Below are 24,345 nucleotides of genomic sequence, written 5' to 3' on the forward strand. Positions count from 1 at the left end.
GTTAAGTTATGGACGAATGGTACGATAAATCACCGGATTGCCCGCCAGCGCCACGGCGCTGATGGTATACGCTTCCTGGATTTCCTTGACGGCTTGCTGCGCCGCCTCTTCCGTGCGCGCGTGCACCATGGCCAGCGGCTGGCCAACGGCCACCTGCTCGCCCAGGCCCACGAGGTCCGTCAGGCCGACGGCGAAATCGATGCTGTCCGTCGGACGGCGGCGGCCACCGCCCAGGGCCACCACGGCCAGGCCGATGGCGCGGCAATCGCGCACGTTGGCAAAGCCGGCCGACAGCGCCGGTGCCGGCACGACGAACGGTGCCTGTTCCAGGTGTTTGTCCGGGTTCTCGACCAGGTCAGCCGGACCGCCCAGGGCCGCTACCATGCGCGCAAAGCGCTCGGCCGCCGCGCCCGAATCGAGGGAGGCGGTCAGTTTCACGCGCGCGTCCTCTTCCGTGGCGGCCAGGCCGCCCAGCACCAGCATCTCGGCGCACAGCGACAAGGTGACTTCGTGCAGGCGCGCGGGACGCGAACGGCCCGTCAGGTAATCCATGGCGCCGCGCACTTCCAGCGCATTGCCGGCGTATGGCGCCAGCGACTCGTTCATGTCCGTCAGGATCGCCGACGTCTGCATGCCCGCGCCATTGCCAACGGCGACGATGCTCTCGGCCAGTTCCACCGACTTGTCGTAGGTCGGCATGAAGGCGCCGCTGCCCACTTTGACGTCCATCACCAGCGCGTCCAGCCCGGCCGACAGTTTCTTCGACAGGATGGAGCCGGTGATCATCGCCACCGATTCTACCGTGGCGGTGACGTCGCGGATGCTGTAGAAGCGCTTGTCGGCCGGCGCCAGCTGCGCCGTCTGGCCGATGATGGCCACGCCGATCTCCTGCACCACCTTGCGGAACAGTGCATTGTCCGGCACCGTGCAGTAGCCGGGAATGGCGTCGAACTTGTCCAGGGTGCCGCCCGTGTGGCCCAGGCCGCGGCCCGAGATCATCGGCACGTAGCCGCCGCATGCGGCGACCATTGGCCCCAGCAGCAGGGAGACGACGTCGCCCACGCCGCCCGTCGAATGCTTGTCGACGATGGGTCCCGGCAGGTTCAGCGAGCGCCAGTCCAGCACCTGGCCGGAATCGCGCATGGCCAGGGTGAACGCCACGCGCTCGTCCATGTTCATGTCGTTGAAATAGACGGCCATGCCGAGTGCCGCGATCTGCCCTTCGCTGACGCTGCCGTCAGTGATGCCGCGCACGAAAAACTGGATTTCCTCGGCGCTCAAGACGCCCTTGTCGCGCTTCTTGCGGATGATTTCCTGGGTCAAAAACATGAATTAACTCCGATCATAATAGACTGGGGTCAGTCCCTAAGGTTCTGACCCCAGCTTTGCAACTCCAGTTGTCAATCAGACGCCGTAAGGTATCCACACGTTTTTCACTTGCGACGCATGCGCCAGCACGGCACGGCCGCCGCTTTGCGCGGCGCTGTACCAGTCGCGGCCCTTGGCGCCGCCGACCCAGGTGCGCTTCAGGGTGCCGGCCGACAGGCGCTCGACTTCCGCGCAGCCTTCGCCGGAACCGTCATGGCGCCAGACGGCGTCGATGTCGGCGTGCGTGGCCAGGGTGCGCGCCAGTTCATCGGCGTTGCCGCTGATGATGTTGACGACGCCGCCCGGCAGGTCGGACGTGTCGAACACCTGGTACAGGTCCAGCGCGGAGAGCGGATGCGCTTCCGACGGCACCACCACCACGCGGTTGCCCAGCGCGATGGCCGGCGCCACCAGCGAAATGAAGCCCAGCAAAGGCGCTTCATTCGGGCAGACGATGCCGATCACGCCGACCGCTTCGTTGAGCGCCACGGTGATGCCCTTGGTTGGCGGCTGGTGCGCCAGGCCGTCGTACTTGTCGGCCCAGGCGGCGTAATAGAACAGGCGTTCGATCGATGCCTGCACTTCCTTCTCCGGATTTTTACTGCCCGTCATGGCGGTGATGCGGGCGGCGAATTCGTCGGCGCGCGCAGCCAGGTTTTCGGCGATGTAGTACAGCACTTGCGCGCGGTTGTGCGCCGTGGCGCTGGTCCAGCCGGACGCCTTATGGGCCGCTTCGACGGCGTTGCGGATGTCCTTGCGGCTGCCCACGCCCACTTCGGCCAGCAGGGTGCCGTTGGCACCGAACACGGGCACGCTGTAGGCGCTGTCAGGGCGCGCCTGCTTGCCGCCGATGTACATCTTGGCCGTGCGGTCGATTGCGAACGGGTCGGCTGCCGCCGGCTTCGCATTGGTCTTGGCTTTCGCTTCCACCACCGGCAAGGCCGGACGTGCATCTTCGGCCAGGGCCGTCATGTATTCCAGCATGCCTTCGCGGCCGCCTTCACGGCCGAAGCCCGATTCGCGGTAGCCGCCGAAGCCGCAAGCGGCGTCGAACTGGTTGGCGCTGTTGATCCACACCACGCCGGCCTTGATGGCGGGAGCGATGTCGAGGGCCAGGCTGATCGACTCGGTCCACACGCTGGCGGCCAGGCCGTACACCGTGTTGTTCGCCAGCTGCACCGCTTCAGGCGGCGTGCGGAAGCTCATGGCCACCAGCACGGGGCCGAAGATTTCAGCCTGTGCCACGGCCGCCGAGGTCGACGCGCCCGTGATCAGGGTCGGCGGGAACCACGAACCGTCAGCCGGCAATTCGCATGCCGGTTGCCACACGTCGCAGCCTTCGGCACGGGCGGTATCGACCAGCGCGGCGATGCGCTGGCGCTGCACGGGGTCGACCAGCGCGCCCACATCCATCGATTTGTCCAGGGGCGAGCCGAGGCGCAGGTTTTCCATGCGGGCGCGTACCTTGTTCAGGAAGCGCTCCTGGACCGATTCCTGCACCAGCAGGCGCGAGCCGGCGCAGCACACTTGTCCCTGGTTGAACCAGATCGAATCGACCAGGCCTTCCACGGCGCCGTCCAGGTCCGCGTCTTCGAAGACGATGAACGGCGACTTGCCGCCCAATTCCAGCGACAGCTTCTTGCCGCTGCCGGCCGTCGCTTCGCGGATCAAGCGGCCAACTTCGGTGGAGCCCGTAAACGCGATCTTGTCGACGCCAGGATGGTTGACGATGGCCGAGCCCACTCTGCCGTCGCCCGTGACGATGTTGACCACGCCGGCCGGCACGCCCGCCTGCACGCACAATTCGGCGAACAGCATGGCGGTCAGCGACGTGAATTCGGCCGGCTTGAAGACGACCGTGTTACCGGCCGCCAGGGCCGGAGCGATTTTCCACGACAGCATCAGCAGGGGGAAATTCCACGGCACGATCTGGCCCACCACGCCCACGGCGCGGTAGTCGGCGAATTCTTCCGACTGCAGCTGCGCCCAGCCGGCGTGATGGTAGAAATGGCGCGCGGCCAGCGGCAGGTCGATATCGCGCGTTTCGCGGATGGTCTTGCCGTTGTCCAGGGTTTCGAGCACGGCGAACAGGCGCGAATGCCTTTGCAGCAGACGGGCCAGCGCGTACATGACCTTGGCGCGGCCATGGCCTCCCATGCCTTGCCATACGGGCAGCGCGCGGCGCGCCGCTTCCACAGCCCGTTCCACGTCCGCATCGGTGGCTTGCGTCAGTTCGGCCAGCTGCGTGCCATCGGCAGGATTGGTCGAGGCGAACAGTTCGGCCGGCTCGCTCCAGGCGTTGTCAATGAACAGGCCGAATGTGCGCTGATGGCCGTCGAGCCACGCTTGCGCTTCTTTTTGACTTTCGGGAGCAGGGCCGTAGTCCATAGTAGTGAGAATCTCGTTAATTGTTGGCATGACGATTGTTCTTTAAGGTTGTGCGTGACGATGATTGGCCGAGTAGCTGCCGGTGACGTAGTGCTCGAGCTGGCGCTCGATGTCGGTCAGCAGGCTGGAAGCGCCGATGCGGAACAGGTGCGGCTGCAGCCATTCGTTGCCCAGCTCTTCCTTCATCAGGGTCAGGAACTGCAGCGCGCTCTTGGCCGAACTGACGCCGCCGGCCGGCTTGAAGCCCACCTTGAAACCCGTCTGTTCATAGTATTCGCGCACCGTGCGCACCATCGTCAGGGCCACGGGAATGGTGGCGTTGACGCTTTCCTTGCCGGTGGACGTCTTGATGAAATCGGCGCCGGCCATCATGCAGACCCACGACGCCTTGGCCACGTTTTCCATGGTCAGCAAGTCGCCCGTGGCGAGAATCGCCTTCACGTGCGCTTCGCCGCACGCCTTGCGGTAAGCCAGCATTTCGTCGTACAGCACTTGCCAGTTGCCGTTCAGGACGTGCTGGCGCGTGATGACGATATCGATTTCCGAAGCGCCCGCGGCGACCGACAGTTCGATCTCGCGCAGCTTCGTTTCCATGTTCGTCAGGCCGGCCGGGAAGGCGGTCGACACGGCAGCGATAGGCAAGCGGCCCTGGATGACGTTCACGGCCGGGGCGATCATCTCGTGGTACACGCACACGGCGCCGGTGCTCAGTTCCGTCAGACCCAGTGCGGCCATCAGGTCGGCGCGCAGCGGGCGCATGGCCTTCATGCACAGGCGCTCCACGCGGCCCGGCGTATCGTCGCCGCCCAGGGTGGTCAGGTCGATCATCTGGATGGCTTTCACCAGCCAGGCGGCCTGGTATTCCTTTTTCACGGTACGGCGGTTCGCCAGGCTGGCCGCGCGGCGGTCCGTCGCGGCGCGGTTGACGCGGATCTGGTTGATCCAGCCCAGGTCGAGGCCGACGGCCTCGTTACGCTTGAATTCGGGGTGCATGAGTGTCATAACAAGCTGGTTCCATTAGCAAGTGGTGGTACGCCAAGGTGCTTGGCGAGGGTTTGGCCAATATCGGAGAACGTCTCGGAAATACCCAGTGCGCGCGGGGCGACGCCGGGACCGAAGAAAATCATCGGAATGTGTTCGCGGGTGTGGTCGGAGCCGTGCCAGGTGGGGTCGCAGCCATGGTCGGCAGTGATCACAACCAGGTCGCCCTCCTTGAGCTTGGCCATGAATTCCGGCAGGCGCGCATCCATTTCGCGCAGCGCGTCGGCATAGCCCTCGACGTTGCGGCGGTGGCCGAACGCCTGGTCGAAATCGACGAAGTTCACGAAAGTGAGCGACTTGTCCTGCACTTCATCGGCCGTCTTCAGCAGCGCTTCGAACAGCGCCATGTTGTCGACGCCCTTCACGACTCTGGAAATACCCTGGGTGGCGAAAATGTCGCTGATCTTGCCCAGGCCGACGACTTCGCCGCCCGCATCCTTCACGTGGTCGAGCAGGGTCTTGCTTGGCGGCGCCACCGCATAGTCGTGGCGGTTGGAAGTGCGCGTGTAGTTGCCGTTGCTGCCCGTGAACGGGCGGGCGATGACGCGGCCGATGTTGTACGGCTCGACCAGCTTGAAGGCCATTTCGCACACTTCGTACAGGCGCTCAAGGCCGAACGATTCTTCGTGCGCGGCGATCTGCATCACCGAGTCGCCCGAGGTATAGATAATCAGCTTGCCGGTGGCGACGTGCTCGTCGCCATGCTTGTTGATGATGTCCGTGCCCGAGGCATGGCAGTCGCCCAGGAAGCCGGGCACGCCGGACAGGGCTTTGAGTTTGTCGGTCAGGTCGGCCGGGAACGACGGCGTGGTGCGGGGAAAATATCCCCAGTCGAATTCGACGGGCACGCCGGCGATTTCCCAGTGGCCGCTCTGCGTGTCCTTGCCGGTGGAGCGCTCGCGCGCCGCGCCGTAGGCGCCGGTGAAGCCGTCGCGCTGGTCGAAGCCCGTGGCCCATTCGCCGCTGGCCAGGTGCGCCGCGGCGCCCAGTCCCAGGCGTTCCATGTTCGGGAGTTTCAAGGTCTTGCCGCTTTTGGCGACAGTGCTGGCAATGTGGCCAAAGGTATTGGCACCTGCGTCGCCATACTTGGCGGCGTCTGGCGTCGCGCCAAGGCCGAAGGAATCAAGCAGGAGGATAAATGCGCGTGACATGATAAGGCTCGCTTTATGGATTGATGCGGGGTGATGCGAACAGTGTAGGCCGGATTTCCCCGGCCTGCCGCGCGGCAGCGCCGGTGGCCGGCGCGCCGCTACTGCGTAAAAAAAGTGCTTAGGCTTGCGGCTTTTCAGCTACTTTGGAGAGGAAAGCCAGAATCAGCTTGACCAGGTCTTTCGCGCCGATGGCCGCGTATTTCAGGGTTTGTTCGTGCGACAGGGCGAATGGCGACATGCCTTCGGCCAGGTTGGTGATGACGGACACGCCCACCACTTTCAGGTCGCAATGGCGGGCCGAGACCACTTCCGGCACCACGGACATGCCGACCGTGTCGGCGCCCAGGCGGGCCATCATGCGGATTTCGGCGGCCGTCTCGAAGTTCGGGCCAGGGTAGGCGACGAACACGCCTTCGTGCAGGGTGATGCCGCTGGCGGCTGCCGTGTCCTTGACTTGCTGACGCAGTTCGGCGTCGTAGGCGTTGGCCATGCTGAAGAAGCGCGGGCCGAAGCGGTCGTCGTTCGGGCCGACCATCGGCGTGCCTGGCAGCAGGTTGATATGGTCGCTGATGGCGACCAGGCTGCCGGCGTCCACTTCAGGGCGCAGGGAACCGGCGGCGTTGGTGACGAACAGCATTTCGCAGCCCAGCAGTTTCAAGGTGCGGATGGCGCTCGTCATCACGCCCATGCCATAGCCTTCATAGAAGTGGCCACGGCCCTTCATGCAGACGACGGCGACGCCCGACAGGGTGCCGACCACCAGCTCGCCCGCATGGCCGTGCACGGTGCTGATCGGAAAACCTGGCAATTCGTCGAAGCTGATGCTGACGGCGTCCGTCATCTGCTCGGCCAACACACCCAGGCCGGAGCCGAGGATCATCGCCACGCGCGGCTTGAAATTTTCAGGAGCGCGGGCACGGATGATTTCGGCGGCGTGGAAAGGGGCGTTGTTCGACATGGTTATCCTCTGATTGACTAATGATGATGGTTGCTGCCTGCGCAGCCGCGCCCGGTGAGGGGCTGCGGCCCAGGTATCGGGTTTGTATGGTGTTACAGGTATATCGAAATGCGTATTGTCTCTATTTGCCGCCACTATGCATCAAACGGAATATGTATGGCAAATACCATTTTTCTTACCAATTTATACAATTTAAATATAAATCGGCGATATTATAGTCCAGGCAAGCGTTCGTCCGCCAGCAGCGGCCACGCCCCGGTAATGCCCCGGAAATGCATGCATACAAGCTCCATACGAACACGTTTCGCGCCCCTTTGAGACGAGCTTGACACCGCAAAGACAAATGTTTACAGTTTCGGACAAATGTTTAACCCTTCAGTGAAAACCTGTGACCGATACCAATAAAAAAGACCAGCTATATGCGCTGATCCGCAACAACCCATTCATCTCGCAGCAAGACCTGGCGAGCGAGCTGGGCTTGTCGCGCTCGGCCGTCGCTGGCCATATCGCCGGACTCATCCGTGAACGCCGCCTGCTGGGACGCGCCTACGTGCTGCCCGACAGCCGCCCCGTGCTGTGCATTGGTGCCGCCAACCTCGACCGTAAGATGCGCACCCTGGCAACGCTGCAGATGGGCACCTCGAATCCCGTGCGTTCGGAAGAAGTGTTTGGCGGCGTGGGCCGTAACATCGCGGAAAACCTGGCCCGGTTGTCGATCCCCGTCGCCCTGCTGACGGCGCTGGGCGACGATGCGGCTGGCCATGCGCTGCAGACGCACGCGGAAGATGCAGGCATCGACATGCGCGGCAGCTTGCATTTGAGCAACACCAGCAGCGGCACCTACACGGCCGTGCTCGACGAACATGGCGAAATGCTGCTGGCGATGGCGAACATGCAACTGTATGAACAGCTGACGCCCGCCTTCTTGCACAGCCGCCAGCCGCAGCGCGCCGCCGCCGCCCTCACCGTCTGCGACCTGAACCTGGGCCACGACAGCGTGCAGGCACTGCTGGCCGATGCGCGCCAGGATGCTGCCCGCGCGACGCCGCTGGTCATCGTCGCCGTCTCGCAGCCGAAGATGGCGCACCTGCCGCAAGACCTGACGGGCTTGCATCTGCTGATCCTCAACCGGGGCGAACTGGAAACGCGCGTGGCGCGGGCCTTGCCAACGGCGTTCGAGGTGCGCGCCGCCTGCCGCGAAGTGCAGCGCCAGGGCGCGCGCCAGGTGATCGTCACCTGCGGCGGCGAAGGCGTGTACTTCACCGATGGCGACAGCCCGGACGCGCCCATCGTCCACCTGGCCGCGCGCGAAGTGGATGCCGTCGACGTGACGGGCGCCGGCGACGCGTTTTCCGCCGCCGTCTGCTGGTCGCTCTACCACGACAGCAGCGATCTGAAACTGGCATGCCGGCGCGGCTTGAAGCTGGCGGCCATGACCCTGGAATCGGCTGCCACCGTCTCGCCCCAGATTTCGGCCGGCGCCCTCGACGACATCGACGACGCCGACCTGGCGCCGCCTCCCCCTACCCTCTTTCAACAGGATTGACACATGACGCAATTGCATAACTTCCTCTCGTTCTCGCAAGAAGTCCTCGACGCGCGCGCCGCCGGCAAGGCCATCGTGGCGCTGGAATCGACCATCATTTCGCACGGCATGCCGTATCCGCAAAACGTGGAAATGGCGCGCGAAGTGGAACAGATCATCCGCGACGGCGGCGCCGTGCCGGCCACCATCGCCATCATCGACGGCAAGATCTGCGTGGGCCTGTCGCCGGAACAGCTGGAATTGCTGGGCACCTCGCCCGACGCCATGAAGGTCAGCCGCCGCGACTTGCCATTCGTCTTGTCGCAGCGCAAACTGGGCGCCACCACCGTGGCCGCCACCATGATCTGCGCGGAACTGGCCGGCATCGCCGTGTTCGTCACGGGCGGCATCGGCGGCGTGCACCGCGGCGCGGAAACCAGCTTCGACATTTCCGCCGACTTGCAGGAACTGGCGCAAACGTCGGTCGCCGTCGTCTGCGCGGGCGTCAAATCCATCCTCGACATCGGCCTGACCCTGGAATACCTGGAAACCCATGGCGTGCCCGTCATCAGCGTGGGCCAGGAAGGTTTTCCCGCCTTCTTCACGCGCGAAAGCGGCTTCAAGGCCGATTTCCGCCTCGACACGGCCGCCGAGCAGGCCGCCTTCATCGGCACCAAGTGGCAGCTGGGCTTGAAAGGCGGCGTGATCGTCAGCAATCCTGTGCCCGCCGCGCAAGCGATGCCCAAGGAAGAAATCGATGCGATCACCACGCAGGCGCTGCAGGAAGCGGATGCGGGCGGCGTGAAGGGCAAGCAAGTCACGCCTTTCCTGTTGTCGCGCATCAAGCAACTGACGGATGGCCGCAGCCTGGCGACGAATATCGCCCTGGTCAAGCACAATGCGCAAGTCGGCACCGCGCTGGCCATTGCCATGCAGGCTGTCGTGGCACGATAATAGGACTGCCGTAAAAAAGCGCGCAGCCTTCAGGCTCGCGCGCCGTTCCCGCGCTTAGGTTCCCGCTTAGTATCAGGTAATGCAAGGAAAGCATGTCCATCGATCTGAAACAGTTAAAGTATTTTCTTGCCGTTGCCGAGGAGAAAAGCTTCAGCCGCGCCGCCGAGCGCCTGCATATCTCGCAGCCGCCCCTGAGCCAGCAGATCATGAAACTGGAAAGCGAACTGGGCGTTCGCCTGTTTGCGCGCACCACGCGCACCTTCGAGCTGACCGTGGCGGGCAAGGCGCTGATGAACGAGGCGGCCGAACTGCTGGCCAAGATGCGCATGACCATCGACACCATCCGCCAGATCGACCGCGGCGAAGTGGGCCGCTTGCGCGTGGGCATCGTCGGCTCGGCCATGTGGGGCCCCATCCCCAGCCTGCTGGAAGAATTCCAGACCAAATTTCCCCGCGTCACCTGGACCATCCATGAATTCGGTCCCACGGTGCAATATGAAGCCTTGCGCGCCAAGCAGATCGACGTGGGTTTCTGGCGCGAACCCAAGCTCAATGACGACGACTTGCGCCACGACAACCTGCGCCAGGAACTGTGCTTCCGCGAAAACGTCTGCGTGGCCGTCAATGAACACCATCCACTGGCGAAAAACACCGCCATCGAGCTGATCGACATCGCCCACGAGCCGATGCTGACCCTCAACCTCGACAAATCCGCGTTCCCCCGCTACCTGGTGCAATGCTGCATCAACGCGGGTTTCGAACCCGTGATCTTCCAGGAAGCGAGCGAGCCGCAAACCCTGCTGGCCATGGTGGGCGCGGGCCTGGGCGTGACCCTGGTGCCGGAAACGACGAGCCGCATCGGCTGGCCCGGCGTCGTCTTCCTGCCCATCAAGACGAATCCGCCGTCGGCCAACCTGTACATCAGCTACACGACCCTCGATGACGCTCCCGTCGTGCGGGCTTTCCTGAATATCATCAATCCCCCATCAGCCTGACAGGCCATTTATATGCGCCGCATATAAATACATAAACAAAAACGTATTTGTCATACATATCTGGCATGATGCATAGTGATTCGGACGCCCATCGCGGCGCCGGTTCCGTGCTTGCCCAGCCCGTCCACTGACGGCGCATCCCAGCCCGCTCCGGCAGCCCCATTCGATGTTGTACCTATAAAAGAGACGGGGCGCGACTGTTGCATGAGCATCACACTGTCGACATCAAAGCAGTCGAGGCCAGCAATGATCTTGTGCAATACAGTGCAATGTTGATAAGGAATTATCACCTCGTGCATCAAAAACAGGCTAAATCGGCCCCAAATTATATGTTTCACCTATAAAAAATATACAATATCGATCTTCCAGGAGCCAATTCATGAAACTTACACAATTTAGTTTGACGATCGCAGCCGTATTTCTGACTGCTCAAGCGTCCGCGGCTACCCCAAAACTGGGTGTCGTGTATGACGCGGGCGGCAAGTTCGACAAGTCGTTCAACCAATCCGCTTTCGAAGGCGCCTCGCGCTTCAAAAAAGACACGGGCATTTCCTTCATCGAAGTCCAGGCATCGAGCGATACGCAAGCCGAGCAAGTCATGCGCGGCCTGGCCCGCAAGAAACTCGACATGATCGCCGCCATCGGCTTTGCGCAAACGCAAGCCGTGCAAAAGGTCGCCAAGGAATTCCCGAACGTCAAATTCGTGCTGATCGATGGCCAGGCTGCCGGCAGCAACGTCAATTCCGTTGTCTTCAAGGAAGAAGAAGGCTCCTACCTGGTGGGCGTGGCTGCGGCCATGGCCAGCAAGAGCAAGAAGGTCGGCTTCATCGGCGGCATCGATATTCCCCTGATCCGCAACTTCGCCTGCGGCTACGCGCAAGGCGTCAAGGCCGTGAATGCAAAAGCGGAAATCACGCAAAACATGGTCGGCACCACGTCCGGCGCCTGGAATGACCCGGCCAAGGGTGGCGAACTGGCCCGCTCGCAATTCGAGCGCGGCGTCGATGTCGTCTTCGCCGTCGCTGGCGGCAGCGGCATGGGCACCCTGCAAATGGCCAAGGAAAAAGGCAAGCTGGCCATCGGCGTCGATTCGAACCAGAACCATTTGTATCCAGGCAGCATCCTGACCTCGATGGTCAAGCGCGTCGACAACACGGTCTACGACAGCTTCATGGAAGTCAAGAACGGCACCTGGAAAGGTGGCGTCAGCTATAAAGGCTTGAAAGAAGGCGGCGTGGATTGGGCGCTCGACGCGAACAACCGCAAGCTGATTACGCCGGAAATCGAAAAACGCGTGTTGGGTGCGCGTAAGGACATTATCGATGGCAAGATCAAAGTGATCGATTACCGCGTCGGCAGCAGCTGCCCGGTTTAATTTTTCTCCGTATCTTTTAGCGCGCCGCCGGGGCCTGTCTCCGCGCGGCGCGTTTCCATGAAACTATCCAGTTATGAACCTATGCAGCCAGCAGTAGAATTTCGCAGCATTTCCAAGCAGTTTGGACATGTGAAGGCGAACGCCGACGTCAGCTTCTCCATCGCCAAGGGCAGTATCCACGGCCTGGTGGGAGAGAATGGCGCCGGCAAATCGACCTTGATGAGCATCCTGTACGGGTATTACCGTGCCGACGGCGGAGAAATCTTGCTCGACGGTCAAGTACAGCCTATCCGCAACAGCCAGGAAGCGATCAACCTCGGCATCGGCATGGTGCACCAGCACTTCATGCTGGTCGAAAACTTCACCGTCCTCGACAATATCATGCTGGGCACGGAAGGCGGTTTCCGCCTGGCCAGCCACCGCACGGAAGCGGAAGCGAAATTGCGCGAGATTTGCGCGCGCTACCGCCTCGACGTCGACCCGCTGGCGAAGATCGAAGACCTGTCCGTCGGCGCGCAACAGCGCGTGGAAATCCTCAAGCAGATTTACCGCAGCGCCAATATCCTGATCCTCGACGAGCCGACGGCCGTGCTGACGGCCCAGGAAACGGCCTCGCTGTTTGAAATCTTGCGCTTGTTCAAGGAACAAGGCAAGACCATCATCTTGATCACGCACAAGCTGCAAGAGATCCTGGAAATCACCGACAACGTCACCGTCATGCGCGGCGGCACGGTGGTGGGCGCCGTGGCGACCGCCGGCACCTCGAAGGAAGAACTGGCCAACATGATGGTGGGCCGCCCCATCCAGAGCCACTTGCCGCGCGCACCGTACAATCCGGGCGCCACGGTGCTGGAAGTTGACGGTTTGCAACTGGCTGACGAGCAGCAGGTCAAATTGCTGGCCGACATAGGTTTCAACTTGCGCGCCGGCGAAATCGTCGCCATCGCGGGGGTCTCGGGCAATGGCCAGAGCGAACTGCTGGAAATCCTCTCGGGCATGCGCTTGCCGACGTCCGGCAAGCTGCGCTTCCTGGACAAGGACTTGCCATTTGCCAAGCGCCACGATGCCGACGGCTTGCCGCTGGCCTTCCGCGAACTGGGCATCGCCCACATTCCGGAAGACCGCTTGCGCGATGGCGTGGTGAAGAATTTTTCCGTCATGCAAAACACCATCCTCGGTTACCAGGATCACCTGAAAAACCGCTGGGGGCTGTTCAACTTCAAGGCCATCGGCGCGCGCTGCGCCGAACTGCTGAAAACCTTCGACGTGCGCCCGGCCAATCCGGACCTGCGCATCGGCTTGTTGTCGGGCGGTAACCAGCAAAAGGTGGTGATCGCGCGCGAAGTGCTGGCCAAACCGAAACTGATGCTGGTGGGGCAACCCACGCGCGGCGTCGACATCGGCACCATCGAAAGCATCCATACGCAATTGCTGGCCCTGCGCGACGCGGGCGTGGCGATCCTGCTGGTGTCCGTCGAACTGGAAGAAGTGCGGGCGCTGGCCGACCGCATTCTCGTCATGTGCGGCGGACGCATCACCGGCGAACTGAAAATTGAAGAATTCGATACCACCCGCATCGGTCTGTTGATGGGGGGAATGCATAAATCATGAATAACGACTTGCCACGCTGGGCGACAGCCTTTGTCATGCCCATGTTAAACCTGCTGTCGGCCTTGCTGGTCGCCGCCCTGGTGATTTATATGCTGGGCGAAGACCCGGCCGAATCGCTGTTGATCCTGATCAACAGCGCCATCCTCAATCCGGAAGGCTTGAGCTACACCCTGTTCTACGCCAGCACCTTCATCTTCACGGGCCTGTCGGTTTCCGTGGCCATGCAGGCCGGGCTGTTCAATATCGGTTCCGAAGGCCAGATGTATATCGGCGGCCTGGGCTTGACGGTGGCCATGCTGGCCTTCGACCAGACCCTGCCCGCCTGGCTCCTGATTCCCGCCGCCATGATCGGTGCGGCCCTGTTCGGCGCATTATGGGGCTTCTTGCCCGGCTACCTGCAAGCCAAGCGCGGCAGCCACATCGTCGTGACCACCATCATGTTCAACTTCATCGCCGCCAGCCTGATGAATTTTATTATCGTAAAGTACCTGATTCCGCCGGGCGAGCAGAACACGGCCAGCCGCGTGTTTGCGGAAAGCGGCGAAATGCCGCGCCTCTCCACCTGGTTCCCGTCGCTGGGCGACACGCCGCTGAACATCAGCTTTATCCTGGCGATCGCCGCGCTGGTGATCTATGGCGTGATGGTCTGGCGTTCGTCGTGGGGCTTCAAGCTGCGCGCCACGGGCCTCAACAAGCATGCGGCCCACTATGCGGGCGTGTCGATCAGCAAGATGATCATCATCGTCATGCTGATCTCCGGCGCGCTGGCGGGCCTGGGTTCCGTCAATTCCATCATGGGGTCGACGCACTATTTGTCGCTCAACTTCGTCGGTGGCGCCGGCTTCATCGGTATCGCCATCGCCCTGATGGGCCGCCAGCATCCAGTCGGCATCTTCCTGTCGGCCGTGCTGTTCGGTGCGCTGATCCAGGGCGGATTCGACCTGTCGCTGGAAAAACCGAATATCCCGACGGAAACTTTCATTTTCATCCAGGGCTTGATCATCCTGTTCTGCGGCGCCATGGAAAACTTCTACGCACCGGCCATTTCCGCCCTGCTCAAGCGCACCAAAGGCTAACACCATGACACTCGACGACTTTCATTTCGCCAGCATCCTGGTATCGACCGTGCGCAATGCGCCCGTCCTGATCTTTGCCGCCATGGCCGGCCTGTTCGCCGAACGCAGCGGCATGATCGACATCGGCCTGGAAGGCAAGATCCTGGCCAGCGCCTTCGCTTCCGCCGCCGTGGCCTACACGACGCAAAACCCGTATTACGGCATGGCTGCCGGCATGCTCGTCTGCGTCGCCCTGGCCCTGCTGCAGGCGTACGTCAGCATCACGCAAAAGGGCAACCAACTGGTGGCCGGCATGGCCATCAACATCGCCATGAGCGGACTGACGTTTGTGCTGGCGCAATTTTTCTTCCAGCAGGGCGGCCGCACGCCCGACCTCGGTTCGGCGCGGCTGTTCGACGTGGTCTTGCCGGGCACGCAGTACGTGGAACACATTCCCTTCATCGGCTGGGTGTATGCCCATCTGATCGGTGGCCATTCCATCCTCGTCTACGTGGCGTTCCTGCTGATCCCGCTCGTGCACTGGCTGCTGTACCACACGCGCTTCGGCCTGCGCCTGCGTGCCTGCGGCGAAAACCCGCATGCGGCCGACTCGGCTGGCGTGAGCGTGGAAGCGACGCGCTACCTGGCCATGCTGGTGGCCGGCATCCTGTGCTCGTTCTCGGGCGCGTATCTTGCCATCGTGCAAAGCGGCTTCTTCCTGCGCGACATGTCGGCTGGCGCCGGCTACCTGGCCCTGACGGCCATGGTCTTCGGCAACTGGCGCCCCGTCTACACTTTCCTCGGCTGCCTGATGTTCGGCTTCTTCGCCGCCATCCAGATTCAAATTGAAGGCGTGGACTTGCCCGTCGTGGGCCGCATCCCCGGTTCGCTGATCCAGATGGTGCCATACGTCGTCACCGTGATCGTGCTGGCGGGCTTGATGGCGAAATCCATCGCGCCGAAGGCGATTGGCATTCCGTTTGTAAAGTCTCGTTAAGCCTGGCTTTGACGTGGCGCAAAAAAGCGAAGCCCGCGGGCTTCGCTTTTTTTATGCCTGTGCAATCTCGTCCGGTGAAAAAAATACGGCAAGACCCAGGCTGCGCGCCACGTTGACCATCTGGTCTGCCCCAGCCGATGCGCCACCGAGGCGCAGCACGGCATCGCAATGGCTCAGTAAACGCGTCGCATGCGCGTGAAACAATTCCTCGTACACGGCATCGCCCACCCCGGTTGAGCCTGCCAGCGCCAGCATCGGCAAGGCCAGCCATTCACCGAGCACGGGCATGTGTCCCTTTTCATACAACGGAAGGCAGGCGGCTTCCATGGCCGCCACATTGCGCGCCATCAAGGCCGGATCGTCGCCCGTGCCGGAACGATACGGGCCAGCCACTAAAATCTGCAGCCCCCTTTTGCGCGGCATCAAATGCAGCTGCGCATGCTGCAGCAGCATGATGGTCTTGCCATCGCAGATGCGCCCGTCCGCCACCATCCGCAGCGCTTGCGCCAGGGGCAGTTCCAGCACTTCGATGTCTTCCCCTTCGTGCGCCAGGCCGCCGCCGTCGCCGATGCGGCTGGCCGGGTCGTATTCGGCCACGAAGAAATGCAAGCGCTCCGTCACGGAACCGGGACTCATGAAGGCCTGGAAGACCTTGTGCACCTGCCCCACCCGGTAACCGGTTTCCTCTTCCACTTCGGCGCGGATGCGCTGCTCGGCGCTGGCCTCTTCCAGCAAGCCGGCCGCCGATTCGATGAGGAAACCGTCGTGGCCCTCGCGATACGTGGGAAAGCGGAACTGGCGGATCAAAACCACCGTGCGTTTGACCTTGTTGTACAGCAGGATGGTGGCGCCATCGCCGCGGTCATAGGTTTCCCGCGTCTGCGTCTGCCATTCGCCATCGTGGCGCAGATAGTCGAACGTGGTCTTTTGCAGCAGATACCAGTCATGCGACAGGGTTTGCACCTGCTGGATGCGGACCCGTTCCTGCTTGCTATTTTCTTCGCGCATATCGTCTCCTTGTGCTTGCGTTCGTCGACTTTATCATGCAAACTCGTGCAATATCAAGAAAATATAAGAAAAACCGTGCTCACACATCAACGCAAACAATACCTGCTGGACTTGCTCCAGCGCGAAGGGCAGATCGTCGCCAAGGCCGTCAGCGACGCCCTTGGCTTGTCGGAAGACACGATACGGCGCGACTTGCGCGAGCTGGCGAAAGAGGGTTTACTGGAACGCGTGCACGGCGGCGCCCTGCCCTTGCTATCCAGCTCGCCAGCATTGGCGCCGTTTGCGGCCCGCGAACAGATTTCGCCGGAAGCCAAGCCCGCCATCGGCCGCGCAGCGGGCGCCATGATACAAACGGGGCAAGTGGCGTTCATTGATGGCGGCACGACCGCCGTGCAGCTGGCGCGCCAGCTGCCGCGCGACTTGCGCGCCACCGTCGTCACGCACAGCCCGTCGATTGCCGTCGAACTGGTGCATCACCCGTTCATCGAGGTGCTGATGCTGGGCGGGCGCCTGTACAAGCACTCGATCGTGGGCGTCGGCGCGGCCACCGTGGAAGCCATCGGCCGCATCCGCGCCGACCTGTATTTCATGGGCGTGTCCAGCCTGCATCCGCAAGCGGGCATCACCACCGGTGATTACGAGGAAGCGTGCGTGAAACGCGCCCTGAGCGAGGCCGCCGCACGCACCGTTGTGCTGGCGTCGCCTGAAAAGTTCAACACAACCTCGCCGTTCCAAATCGCACCCTTGAGCCATATCAACGATATCGTCGTGCACCGCGACGTGGAAGACGCCCTGGTCGCCCCCTTCCGCGAGATGGGCATCGCCATCACCCTGGCATGAAAAAAGCGGCCCGCAGGCCGCTTTCGGATGCCACCTTACTGTGGCCAGATCGCCTGCAGCACGGCAGCCAGGCGATAGCCCGCCTCGGTCAGCTGCTGCTTGGCCAACGCCGAGCTGGGCACCGGGTAATTGTCCGGCACCGTCAAGCTCCACACATTATAGACATCGCCCTTGCGGCTGGTCTGCTGCGTGGCCGGTCCCGCCGCCACGTCCGTGAAAGCAAGCTTTGACGCCGCCAGCGCGGCATCGGCCCACTGATACGGCCAGGTGGCGGGGTCGCCACTATTGGCGCTCACCACAGGCACGCTGGCGATCACGGTGCGCGCGAACTGCTGCGGCGTGCGCGTGCTCAGGCGGCGCATGGCGTAATCGACCACGGTCGTGTCCCAGTATGAATGCAGGGGCCTGGTGGACGACTTCGGATAGCTGCTGGCCGGTTTGGCCGTGCCGTCTTCCGTGGGCAGCGGCGCGGGGATCACGGCGTCCGACAGCGCCGTCATCTTCGCATCGTCGAGCAGCAAATCGTTGCCGCCGCGCGCATTGAAAATGGCGACGTCGTCGATCTGCGCCTGCGTGGCAGGCACGAAGAACTGGCCATCCTTGCCGAGAAACGCATTGCCCACATGCAGCGGCTGGTGGATATCGCCCACCAGGTGCGTGATCAGGATCAGCGCTTCGCGCTGGCTGAAACCGTGCGGATTGCTGGCCGCATCGGCCTTGCCTTGCAACACCAGGATCGCCCGCTTGAGCGTCTGCACGATATCGTCGTCGGCCGTGCCCACGCCATGGTCATGATAGTGCGCATTCTGGAATGGCACGTTCGTGTAATGGTACTCGCCATGCTTGGGGTTCGCCGCGACATAGGTCAACATTTCCGGCGATTGCGGGCCGCAATACGTGCCCTTCACGCAATCGGGCCAATTGGCGATCTTTTCCAGGCTTTCGCCCGGCAACAGCAATTGGGAGATATGCGCCTGGGCCGCGCTGCCTTTGAGCAATTGATCGGCAATGGCGCCTACGGCGCGGTGGCCGTCGTTGCCCCAGGCCAGCGCATTGCCGGAAGCGAAAGCGGCGCCCAGCGCCAGCACGCAGAGTAGTTTTTTCATGTTCACCATTACTCCTTGCCCTGTGGCGTGGCTTTCGCCGGCTTCGGATATTGCTTGTTGATGTCGATCGGCTGCGCATACGCCGAGCTCCACGTCTGCTCATGCAGCGCGGCAATACGCTGTGCCATGGCGTCGTTGCGCAGCACCACTTCCAGGTTGCGCGACAAATCAAAATAGCCGCCCGCCCAGTTGCTCGTGCCGACCCAGGCCAGCTTGCCGTCGATGCTCATGGTCTTGCTGTGGATCACGCGCGCAAACGGAATGAACCCCGTCGAGGCCGTGGGAATCGTCACGATGCGGATTTCCACGTTCGGCACCAGGGCCAAGCTTTTCAGGTAGGCGATGGCCGGCGCTTCCGTATTCCAGGCGGACACCATCAGCTTGATCTTCACGCCACGCTGGGCGGCGGCGCGCACGGCGTTGTCGATCACGGCGTAGTACGGCCGCGTGCGGTTCGGGCCATACGACAGCGGCGCATAGTCGAGCAACTGGATGCGCACTTCGTTTTTCGCTTCCGCCAGCAGGGCGGGCAAGCCCGTTTCCGAGTCGCCCACGCCGGCCGGGTTGTACGCGTTCGGGCTGGCCAGCAGGAAGGCGTTTTGCGCGTAATTGGCTGGCACCACCTTGCTGTTGAGCACCGTGGCGCGGCTGCCTTGCGACGTCAGCGCCTGGGCTTGCCAATCCTGTTCAAAAATCGCCTGCACCTGGCCCACCATGGCAGGTTCCGTGATCTTCAAGCCCGTTTCATGGATGTGCTCGAACGAGCGCCAGTCGAAGTTCTGGCTGCCGATGTACGCGACTTCACCATCGACGGCCAGGTATTTCGCGTGCACGATGCCGTTGCCGGTGATTTTATTGAAATCGATGAGGCGCAAGTCCAGGTTGGGAATCGCCTTGATGCGGGCGATGGTCGCCGCTTCCGACAGGCCCACGCCCTTCTGGTCCAGCAGGAAGCGGATCTTCACGCCGCGCTGGCCGGCGGCCGTCAAACTGGCCAGCACCTTTTCAAAGGCCGTGCCCGGCTTGCTGACGGCATAGAACTGGGCGATGACGATCTCTTTTTTTGCACCATCGAACAGCTCGCTCCACACGGCGACGGGCTCGCGCAGATCGGGATTGGTCAAGCTCGTTTCCACGGGCGAGGTGTGCACCAGCTCAAAGCCGGGTATTGTGAAATCGGCGTGGGCCGTGCCCGCGAACAGGGTAGTGACGAGCAGGGAAACAGATAAATGACGCATGGTTATTCCTTGTAGATTATTTGACGCGCACGATGCGGCCCGCCGCCGTGGCGCTGCCAGCCGGCTTGCCGGCCCGCGCGCGGTCGATCAGGTAATTGCTGAAGGCATCGATGTCGCGCACGCCCGTGTCCAGACGGCGCGTACCGGCTGCCAGCACGGTGAAGCGGTCACCGCCGCCGGCCAGGAAACTGTTGGCCGCGACACGGTATTGTTGGCCGTCATCAATGGCGACGCCATTGAGCATGATGCTGCCGGGCAGCACGCGCTGGCCCTGGGGCCGCGTGCTGTCCCAGCGATAACTAAAACCTTCGGACACTTGCAGCAAATTGCCTTCGCCGGCCTCTTCGCCCGGCCATTGCTGTTCGAGCAAGGTGCGGATTTGCGCGCCGGAAAGACTGACGACGATCAAGGTATTGCCAAACGGCACCACGGCCTGGTTCTGACCCACATTCGTCATCAGGTCGGCACCCGCTTCCAGGTCCTTGCGGATGCCGCCATTGTTCATCAGGCCGATTTGCGCGCCGGCAGCGCGCGCGCCGAACAGGGTGCTGTCTGCCACCAGGTCACCCAATGGGGAAGCGCCGCCGCCCTTGGTGCTGCGGCCCACGCTAGATACGGCGATGGCGGCCACGGGACGCGACAATTCGGCCGCACTGCGTTGCTTGACCGATTCCAGGTAAGAAGCCACGGCCGGGTCCGGCTCATACATGCCTGGCAACATGACGACGTTTTGCGCGCTGGCATCGATCAGCGCATTCTTGACGGGATCGACCTTGAGTTTGATGCGCGTCAACATGTGCCCTCCCATCTGTGCCTGGGTCACGAGGCGGCCATCGACACGGCACAGATAGCCCTGGTGCGAATGGCCGCTGATGACCAGCTGGATCGCCGGATCGAGGCGTTTCACCACGTCGACCACTTCGCCTTTCAGATGGCTGCAGTCGGGCTGGTCGACAGCTTCCTTCGTCTCGCCGCCCTGGTGCAGCAGCACGACGAACACGCCCACGCCCTGCGCGCGCAGCTGCGGCAAGGTGGCATTGATGGCGTCCGCTTCATCGCCGAACTGCAGGCCGGCAATGCCGGCGGCCGTCACCACGGACGGCGTATCTTTCAGCACGGCGCCGATCAGGCCCACCTTCACGCCATGCGCCTCTTCGATGCGGTAGGCGGGCAGCAAGGACTTGCCCGTCTGCGTGTCGATCACATTGGCCGCCATATAGGTATAGCTGGCGCCCTTGAAATCGGGCGTGAACTTGCACGCCTTGTCGGCGCGCGACGATTCGCAACCGCCGCGCTGCTGGCGCAGCAATTCCGCCTTGCCCTGGTCAAATTCATGGTTGCCGACGGAACTGGCCTTCATGCCCAGCATATTCATGGCGACGATGCTCGGTTCGTCCGCCCACAGCGCCGACATGGCGGGGCTGGCGCCGACCAGGTCGCCATTGCCGACAAAAATCAGCTGCGCATCTTCGCGCCGCCACGCCGTCAATGCGCCGGACAGGGTATCGATGCCGCCGGCCTGCACCGTCTTGCGCTCCGCATCGGCGGCGCTCGTGTAGGTAAATTTGCTGCGGTCGAGGTTGCCGTGAAAATCGTTCAGGGCGACCAGGTTGATATTGACGGGTGCCACAGGATGGGTGGCGCAGCCGGTCATGGCGGCGGCGATGGCCACCGCGATCAGGGATAAGGGCAGTGTTTTCATAGGCTTCGCAGCATAGCGCAACGGCCGGGGTACGGCATTGCGCAAACGGGTTAAACAAGGTCCGGCTGCACAACGCCGGCAGAAAAGAAAAACGGGCCCTGAGGCCCGTTGCAACACATCGCGCGCAGCCTGGCCTGCAGGCTGCGCGTCAGCGTCGATTAGATATCGATCGACAGGGTGACCGATACGAAGCGTGGTGCGCCCAGGTAGTAACGCTGGGTATCAACCGACGTCGTCACACCAGCGATAGGCTGCGTGTTCTTGACGGTGGTCGAGGACGGATTGCGGTACTGCTTGTCCGTGATGTTGCTCAGGTTAAACGTCAGCTTAGGACGCTTGATGTAACCGAAGTTGGCAAAGGTGTAGCCGCCGTCGATACCGAAGGTGGTGTAGCCTGGTGCCGTTTCATCATTGACCATCGATGCTTGCTGCTGGCCGGTGGCGCGCGCTTTCACGCGGGTCCAGAACGAGCCATTCTGATATTCGATCGACAAGCCGGCTTTCTTCTTCGGCGTGTTGATCATTTCCTTGCCAGCAGTCGGCAGGTACACATTCGTCGCGGACAGCATGTCGTCCTTGATTTTGCTGTTATTGAAACCCAGCGAACCGTACATCGCCCAGCCATTGATCGGCGTATTGCCGATTTCGAATTCCAGGCCCTTGTTGGTAACGCGGCCAACGTTGGTGTAGCTGCTCGCTTGCGTGATTGGATCGAAGGTGGTTGCCTGACGATCCTTGAAATCGACGAAGAACGCCGTCACCGAGGCGATGAACTTGTCATCTTGATGGCGATATCCGATATCGGTATTCCACGACGATTCTTGTTTCACATCACCAACAAAGTTGGCGACGCCATTGACCACTTTCACGCTGGTACCGATGTTGCCAAACACGAAGTTAGGGGGTGCTTTGACGTTTTTAGCGACAGAAATGAACACTTGGTCGTCGTTGGTGATGCGGTAACGCGCACCCAACTGCGGCAGCAAGGTGTTGTATTTCTTGATCAGGTTGTACGGCTTGACGTTGTTGTTTTCGTCGCCGTAGTTGGTGAAGTCGCGCTTCACGTTCGGGCTGCGCACGCCGATATTGATCTTCAGCTTGTCATCATTCAAGCTGATCGTGTCTTGCAGGAAGAACTGATAAGCGGTCGAAATCGACATCCAGTTACGGCTTTGCGCTGGCGTGCCATCCGGACGCAGGATCTGGCCGTTTTGCAGCCAAGGATCTTGCGAGATACCATCGTTGCTCAGCGCCAGCATCGGGCCGGTTTGCTGATGGCGCGCACGTTCGTACCAGAAGCCACCGAGCACATCGTGGTTACCCGATACCCAGTTCAGCGACGCGGTCACGCCAGGACGGAAGGTCTTGGTGACGCTGGCGTTGGCGACCAGGATGGTATCGAGGGTATCGCCGTCGCCATTCAAGTCGACGCCGCTATTGCGCAGGCCGGTGGTCGCGTCATAAAAACCTTTTTCCGACTGGGCGCGCTGTTGCACGCCGCCGTTACCATAGCCGTACCAGATGTATGGCAACACTTTCAGATCCAGGTTTTCGTTCAGGCGAAACTTTGCCGTAGCCGATGCGATGGCATTCTTGAATGGATTGATGCCCAGTTTGTAGAAAGCTGGCGACTGTGTGCTTTCTTTTTGTTCCACGCCTTTTACCGGCTTCAGATGGCCCTTGAAAGTATCGGCGTAATCAAAGTAATAACCGTTCTTGTTGATTTCCGACAAGGTCAGGTTATTAATATTGTTGTTCATCGCCTCGTTGTACAGCAAAGTGGCATGAATATAGTTGAAGCGGTCCCAATCGTAATTGATACCAGCATCGATATGGTCGCGCTTGGCGCCGCCCTTGCCTTTCCATTTGTCGGCTTCAGCATGCGAAGCGGACACGAACATCTTGGTGCGCTTGTCAGAGAACAGGCCGGTGTCGACGCGCACGAAGGTTTTCTTCATGTTCAGTTGACCGATGGTCTGCATCATGCGCAGGCGATGCTTGTCTTCAGGATTACAGGTGTTGATACCGAAGTTGCCGCCGGTGGCACCCACTTGTGGCGAATCTGCATCGGTCGAACCCTGGGTCACGGTTTGCGAGCAGGTATTTTCCTGGTCGACATATTCTTGTGGGTAGATGGCAAAACTACCGGAGTCATTCACCGGCACGCCATTGATCGTGGCGCCGATCTGGTCGGAGTTAAAGCCGCGCAGTGTCAGGCCGCCGCCGAACAGGCCAGTTGCATCGTAGTTGTAGCTATTGACAGCTGGCAACATCTCCAGGGCTTCGTACGCATTGCCCGTTGGACGCTGCTTTTCCAGTTCTTCTGCCGTAATCGTGCTGCGTGCTTTTGGCGCATCTTCCGTCACCATCAGGCCCATACCGGTTTTTTTCGCGGTAATGACCACTTTTGTGGCTTCGCCGGCACTTTGCGCATGCGCAGTAGAGATGCCGAAGCAGGCCAATTGGCATGCCACTGCGATCATACTTAGTCGCAATTTTGGTTGTTGAATGAACTGCATTTGAACCCCCTAGAGTGTGTTGTAACTTACAAGATTTTGACTTGCTTATATTGTGGTGAAACACGGAAACTATCCAACTAGACACGGCAGTATAAAGATCGAATATTTCAAATCCGTTACACGGATATGACCGCAATGTGACAGGAGCCGCTAGACATCCTGAATTGTCACAAAAGCGATATCAAAAATGACTTATTCAATTCTTCGCCGTCCAACTATGCATTAAGGTCTGTAGGCTGACAAATACGTTTTTTTTTAATAATTTATATATAAAAAATATAAATCACCGCTGGAAGCCGCATTTTTTGTATCAACCGAGCAAGCTCACCTCATCGGGGCGAAATTATAGATGAGCGGCAAGACTTGGAAATTGTTTCAGAAAATAATTGCAAGAAAGCACTACTAGCGCATCATTTTTTGTCGTAAAGGCACAACAAAAAGGAGAAAAGGAGGGTTTTGTAACTATGAAGATCAGGAGACTACGCGACCGCTAGTTGCGGTCGCGTGGCAGGAG

At 61.2% G+C, this 24,345-nt stretch carries 17 protein-coding genes and 1 pseudogene; 8 read left to right on the top strand and 10 right to left on the bottom strand.

The features are described from left to right. Window positions 1-6 precede the first annotated feature (6 nt). From deoA to xapA, 5 genes are all read right to left on the bottom strand, one after another. Window positions 7-1,329 (bottom strand): thymidine phosphorylase, encoded by a 1,323-nt coding sequence (gene deoA, locus AC07X6_RS11795; RefSeq protein ID WP_494791076.1) that lies wholly within the window; start codon window positions 1,327-1,329, stop codon window positions 7-9. A 75-nt stretch (window positions 1,330-1,404) separates the two neighbouring features. Then, complete coding sequence (locus AC07X6_RS11800) at window positions 1,405-3,786, bottom strand: aldehyde dehydrogenase family protein (protein WP_494791077.1); 2,382 nt, start codon at window positions 3,784-3,786, stop codon at window positions 1,405-1,407. Window positions 3,787-3,798: 12 nt separating this feature from the next. Further along, window positions 3,799-4,758: a deoxyribose-phosphate aldolase gene (deoC, locus tag AC07X6_RS11805; RefSeq protein ID WP_494791078.1), complete on the bottom strand. Its 960-nt coding sequence runs from the start codon at window positions 4,756-4,758 to the stop codon at window positions 3,799-3,801. Continuing rightward, window positions 4,755-5,948, bottom strand: a complete 1,194-nt coding sequence (locus AC07X6_RS11810; RefSeq protein ID WP_070219353.1) for a phosphopentomutase — start codon at window positions 5,946-5,948, stop codon at window positions 4,755-4,757. The genes deoC and AC07X6_RS11810 overlap by 4 nt, the downstream gene beginning before the upstream one ends. Before the next feature lie 118 nt (window positions 5,949-6,066). Further along, complete coding sequence (gene xapA, locus AC07X6_RS11815) at window positions 6,067-6,906, bottom strand: xanthosine phosphorylase (protein WP_436575811.1); 840 nt, start codon at window positions 6,904-6,906, stop codon at window positions 6,067-6,069. Between the two features lie 388 nt (window positions 6,907-7,294). Here xapA and AC07X6_RS11820 point away from each other — a divergent pair, with 388 nt between their 5' ends. The 7 genes from AC07X6_RS11820 to AC07X6_RS11850 all read left to right on the top strand — a co-directional run bounded on the left by AC07X6_RS11820 (window position 7,295) and on the right by AC07X6_RS11850 (window position 15,418). After that, window positions 7,295-8,452 carry a carbohydrate kinase gene (locus AC07X6_RS11820; RefSeq protein ID WP_492959404.1) on the top strand — a complete coding sequence of 386 codons (1,158 nt, stop codon included), beginning with the start codon at window positions 7,295-7,297 and terminating at the stop codon, window positions 8,450-8,452. A 12-nt stretch (window positions 8,453-8,464) separates the two neighbouring features. Continuing rightward, window positions 8,465-9,385 carry a pseudouridine-5'-phosphate glycosidase gene (locus AC07X6_RS11825; RefSeq protein ID WP_494791093.1) on the top strand — a complete coding sequence of 307 codons (921 nt, stop codon included), beginning with the start codon at window positions 8,465-8,467 and terminating at the stop codon, window positions 9,383-9,385. Window positions 9,386-9,477: 92 nt separating this feature from the next. Continuing rightward, on the top strand, window positions 9,478-10,380 hold the full coding sequence (locus tag AC07X6_RS11830) for a LysR family transcriptional regulator (RefSeq protein WP_086140167.1): 903 nt from the start codon (window positions 9,478-9,480) through the stop codon (window positions 10,378-10,380). A 379-nt stretch (window positions 10,381-10,759) separates the two neighbouring features. Continuing rightward, window positions 10,760-11,755, top strand: coding sequence for a BMP family lipoprotein (locus tag AC07X6_RS11835; protein ID WP_086145103.1), 996 nt, complete (start codon window positions 10,760-10,762; stop codon window positions 11,753-11,755). An 81-nt stretch (window positions 11,756-11,836) separates the two neighbouring features. Beyond that, window positions 11,837-13,366 (top strand): ABC transporter ATP-binding protein, encoded by a 1,530-nt coding sequence (locus AC07X6_RS11840; protein ID WP_494791079.1) that lies wholly within the window; start codon window positions 11,837-11,839, stop codon window positions 13,364-13,366. After that, a complete protein-coding gene (locus tag AC07X6_RS11845; RefSeq protein ID WP_474294894.1) occupies window positions 13,363-14,442 on the top strand; it encodes an ABC transporter permease in 1,080 nt (359 codons plus the stop codon). Before AC07X6_RS11840 ends, AC07X6_RS11845 begins: the two co-directional genes overlap by 4 nt. Window positions 14,443-14,446: 4 nt before the next feature. Beyond that, window positions 14,447-15,418 (top strand): ABC transporter permease, encoded by a 972-nt coding sequence (locus AC07X6_RS11850; RefSeq protein ID WP_086145100.1) that lies wholly within the window; start codon window positions 14,447-14,449, stop codon window positions 15,416-15,418. A 423-nt stretch (window positions 15,419-15,841) separates the two neighbouring features. Here AC07X6_RS11850 and AC07X6_RS11855 read toward each other — a convergent pair. Then, a pseudogene (locus AC07X6_RS11855) lies at window positions 15,842-16,426 on the bottom strand (NUDIX domain-containing protein); the annotation flags it as partial. Window positions 16,427-16,501: 75 nt separating this feature from the next. On the opposite strand from AC07X6_RS11855, the gene AC07X6_RS11860 reads away from it, so the two are divergent. Beyond that, window positions 16,502-17,266 (top strand): DeoR/GlpR family DNA-binding transcription regulator, encoded by a 765-nt coding sequence (locus AC07X6_RS11860; protein ID WP_494791080.1) that lies wholly within the window; start codon window positions 16,502-16,504, stop codon window positions 17,264-17,266. A gap of 35 nt (window positions 17,267-17,301) precedes the next feature. Here AC07X6_RS11860 and AC07X6_RS11865 read toward each other — a convergent pair whose 3' ends face one another. The 4 genes from AC07X6_RS11865 to AC07X6_RS11880 form a co-directional block, all read right to left on the bottom strand. Then, the gene (locus tag AC07X6_RS11865; protein WP_494791081.1) at window positions 17,302-18,372 is read right to left on the bottom strand and encodes a S1/P1 nuclease; all 1,071 of its coding nucleotides are present in this window, start codon (window positions 18,370-18,372) and stop codon (window positions 17,302-17,304) included. An 8-nt stretch (window positions 18,373-18,380) separates the two neighbouring features. Next, window positions 18,381-19,610, bottom strand: coding sequence for a phospholipase D-like domain-containing protein (locus tag AC07X6_RS11870; protein ID WP_494791082.1), 1,230 nt, complete (start codon window positions 19,608-19,610; stop codon window positions 18,381-18,383). A 16-nt stretch (window positions 19,611-19,626) separates the two neighbouring features. Further along, window positions 19,627-21,312 (bottom strand): bifunctional metallophosphatase/5'-nucleotidase, encoded by a 1,686-nt coding sequence (locus AC07X6_RS11875; protein WP_494791083.1) that lies wholly within the window; start codon window positions 21,310-21,312, stop codon window positions 19,627-19,629. A gap of 158 nt (window positions 21,313-21,470) precedes the next feature. Continuing rightward, window positions 21,471-23,831 (bottom strand): TonB-dependent receptor, encoded by a 2,361-nt coding sequence (locus AC07X6_RS11880; protein WP_494791084.1) that lies wholly within the window; start codon window positions 23,829-23,831, stop codon window positions 21,471-21,473. Window positions 23,832-24,345: the final 514 nt, after the last annotated feature.

The sequence above is a fragment of the Janthinobacterium sp. GW460-12-1-14-LB5 genome, assembly GCF_059423585.1.

Coding starts and splice junctions, on each gene's coding strand:
- AC07X6_RS11865 (WP_494791081.1), bottom strand. CDS start 18,372: ATGAAAAAACTACTCTGCGTGCTGGCGCTGGGCGCCGCTTTCGCTTCC.
- deoA (WP_494791076.1), bottom strand. CDS start 1,329: ATGTTTTTGACCCAGGAAATCATCCGCAAGAAGCGCGACAAGGGCGTC.
- AC07X6_RS11875 (WP_494791083.1), bottom strand. CDS start 21,312: ATGAAAACACTGCCCTTATCCCTGATCGCGGTGGCCATCGCCGCCGCC.
- AC07X6_RS11810 (WP_070219353.1), bottom strand. CDS start 5,948: ATGTCACGCGCATTTATCCTCCTGCTTGATTCCTTCGGCCTTGGCGCG.
- AC07X6_RS11835 (WP_086145103.1), top strand. CDS start 10,760: ATGAAACTTACACAATTTAGTTTGACGATCGCAGCCGTATTTCTGACT.
- deoC (WP_494791078.1), bottom strand. CDS start 4,758: ATGACACTCATGCACCCCGAATTCAAGCGTAACGAGGCCGTCGGCCTC.
- AC07X6_RS11800 (WP_494791077.1), bottom strand. CDS start 3,786: ATGCCAACAATTAACGAGATTCTCACTACTATGGACTACGGCCCTGCT.
- AC07X6_RS11830 (WP_086140167.1), top strand. CDS start 9,478: ATGTCCATCGATCTGAAACAGTTAAAGTATTTTCTTGCCGTTGCCGAG.
- xapA (WP_436575811.1), bottom strand. CDS start 6,906: ATGTCGAACAACGCCCCTTTCCACGCCGCCGAAATCATCCGTGCCCGC.
- AC07X6_RS11845 (WP_474294894.1), top strand. CDS start 13,363: ATGAATAACGACTTGCCACGCTGGGCGACAGCCTTTGTCATGCCCATG.
- AC07X6_RS11870 (WP_494791082.1), bottom strand. CDS start 19,610: ATGCGTCATTTATCTGTTTCCCTGCTCGTCACTACCCTGTTCGCGGGC.
- AC07X6_RS11880 (WP_494791084.1), bottom strand. CDS start 23,831: ATGCAGTTCATTCAACAACCAAAATTGCGACTAAGTATGATCGCAGTG.
- AC07X6_RS11840 (WP_494791079.1), top strand. CDS start 11,837: ATGCAGCCAGCAGTAGAATTTCGCAGCATTTCCAAGCAGTTTGGACAT.
- AC07X6_RS11850 (WP_086145100.1), top strand. CDS start 14,447: ATGACACTCGACGACTTTCATTTCGCCAGCATCCTGGTATCGACCGTG.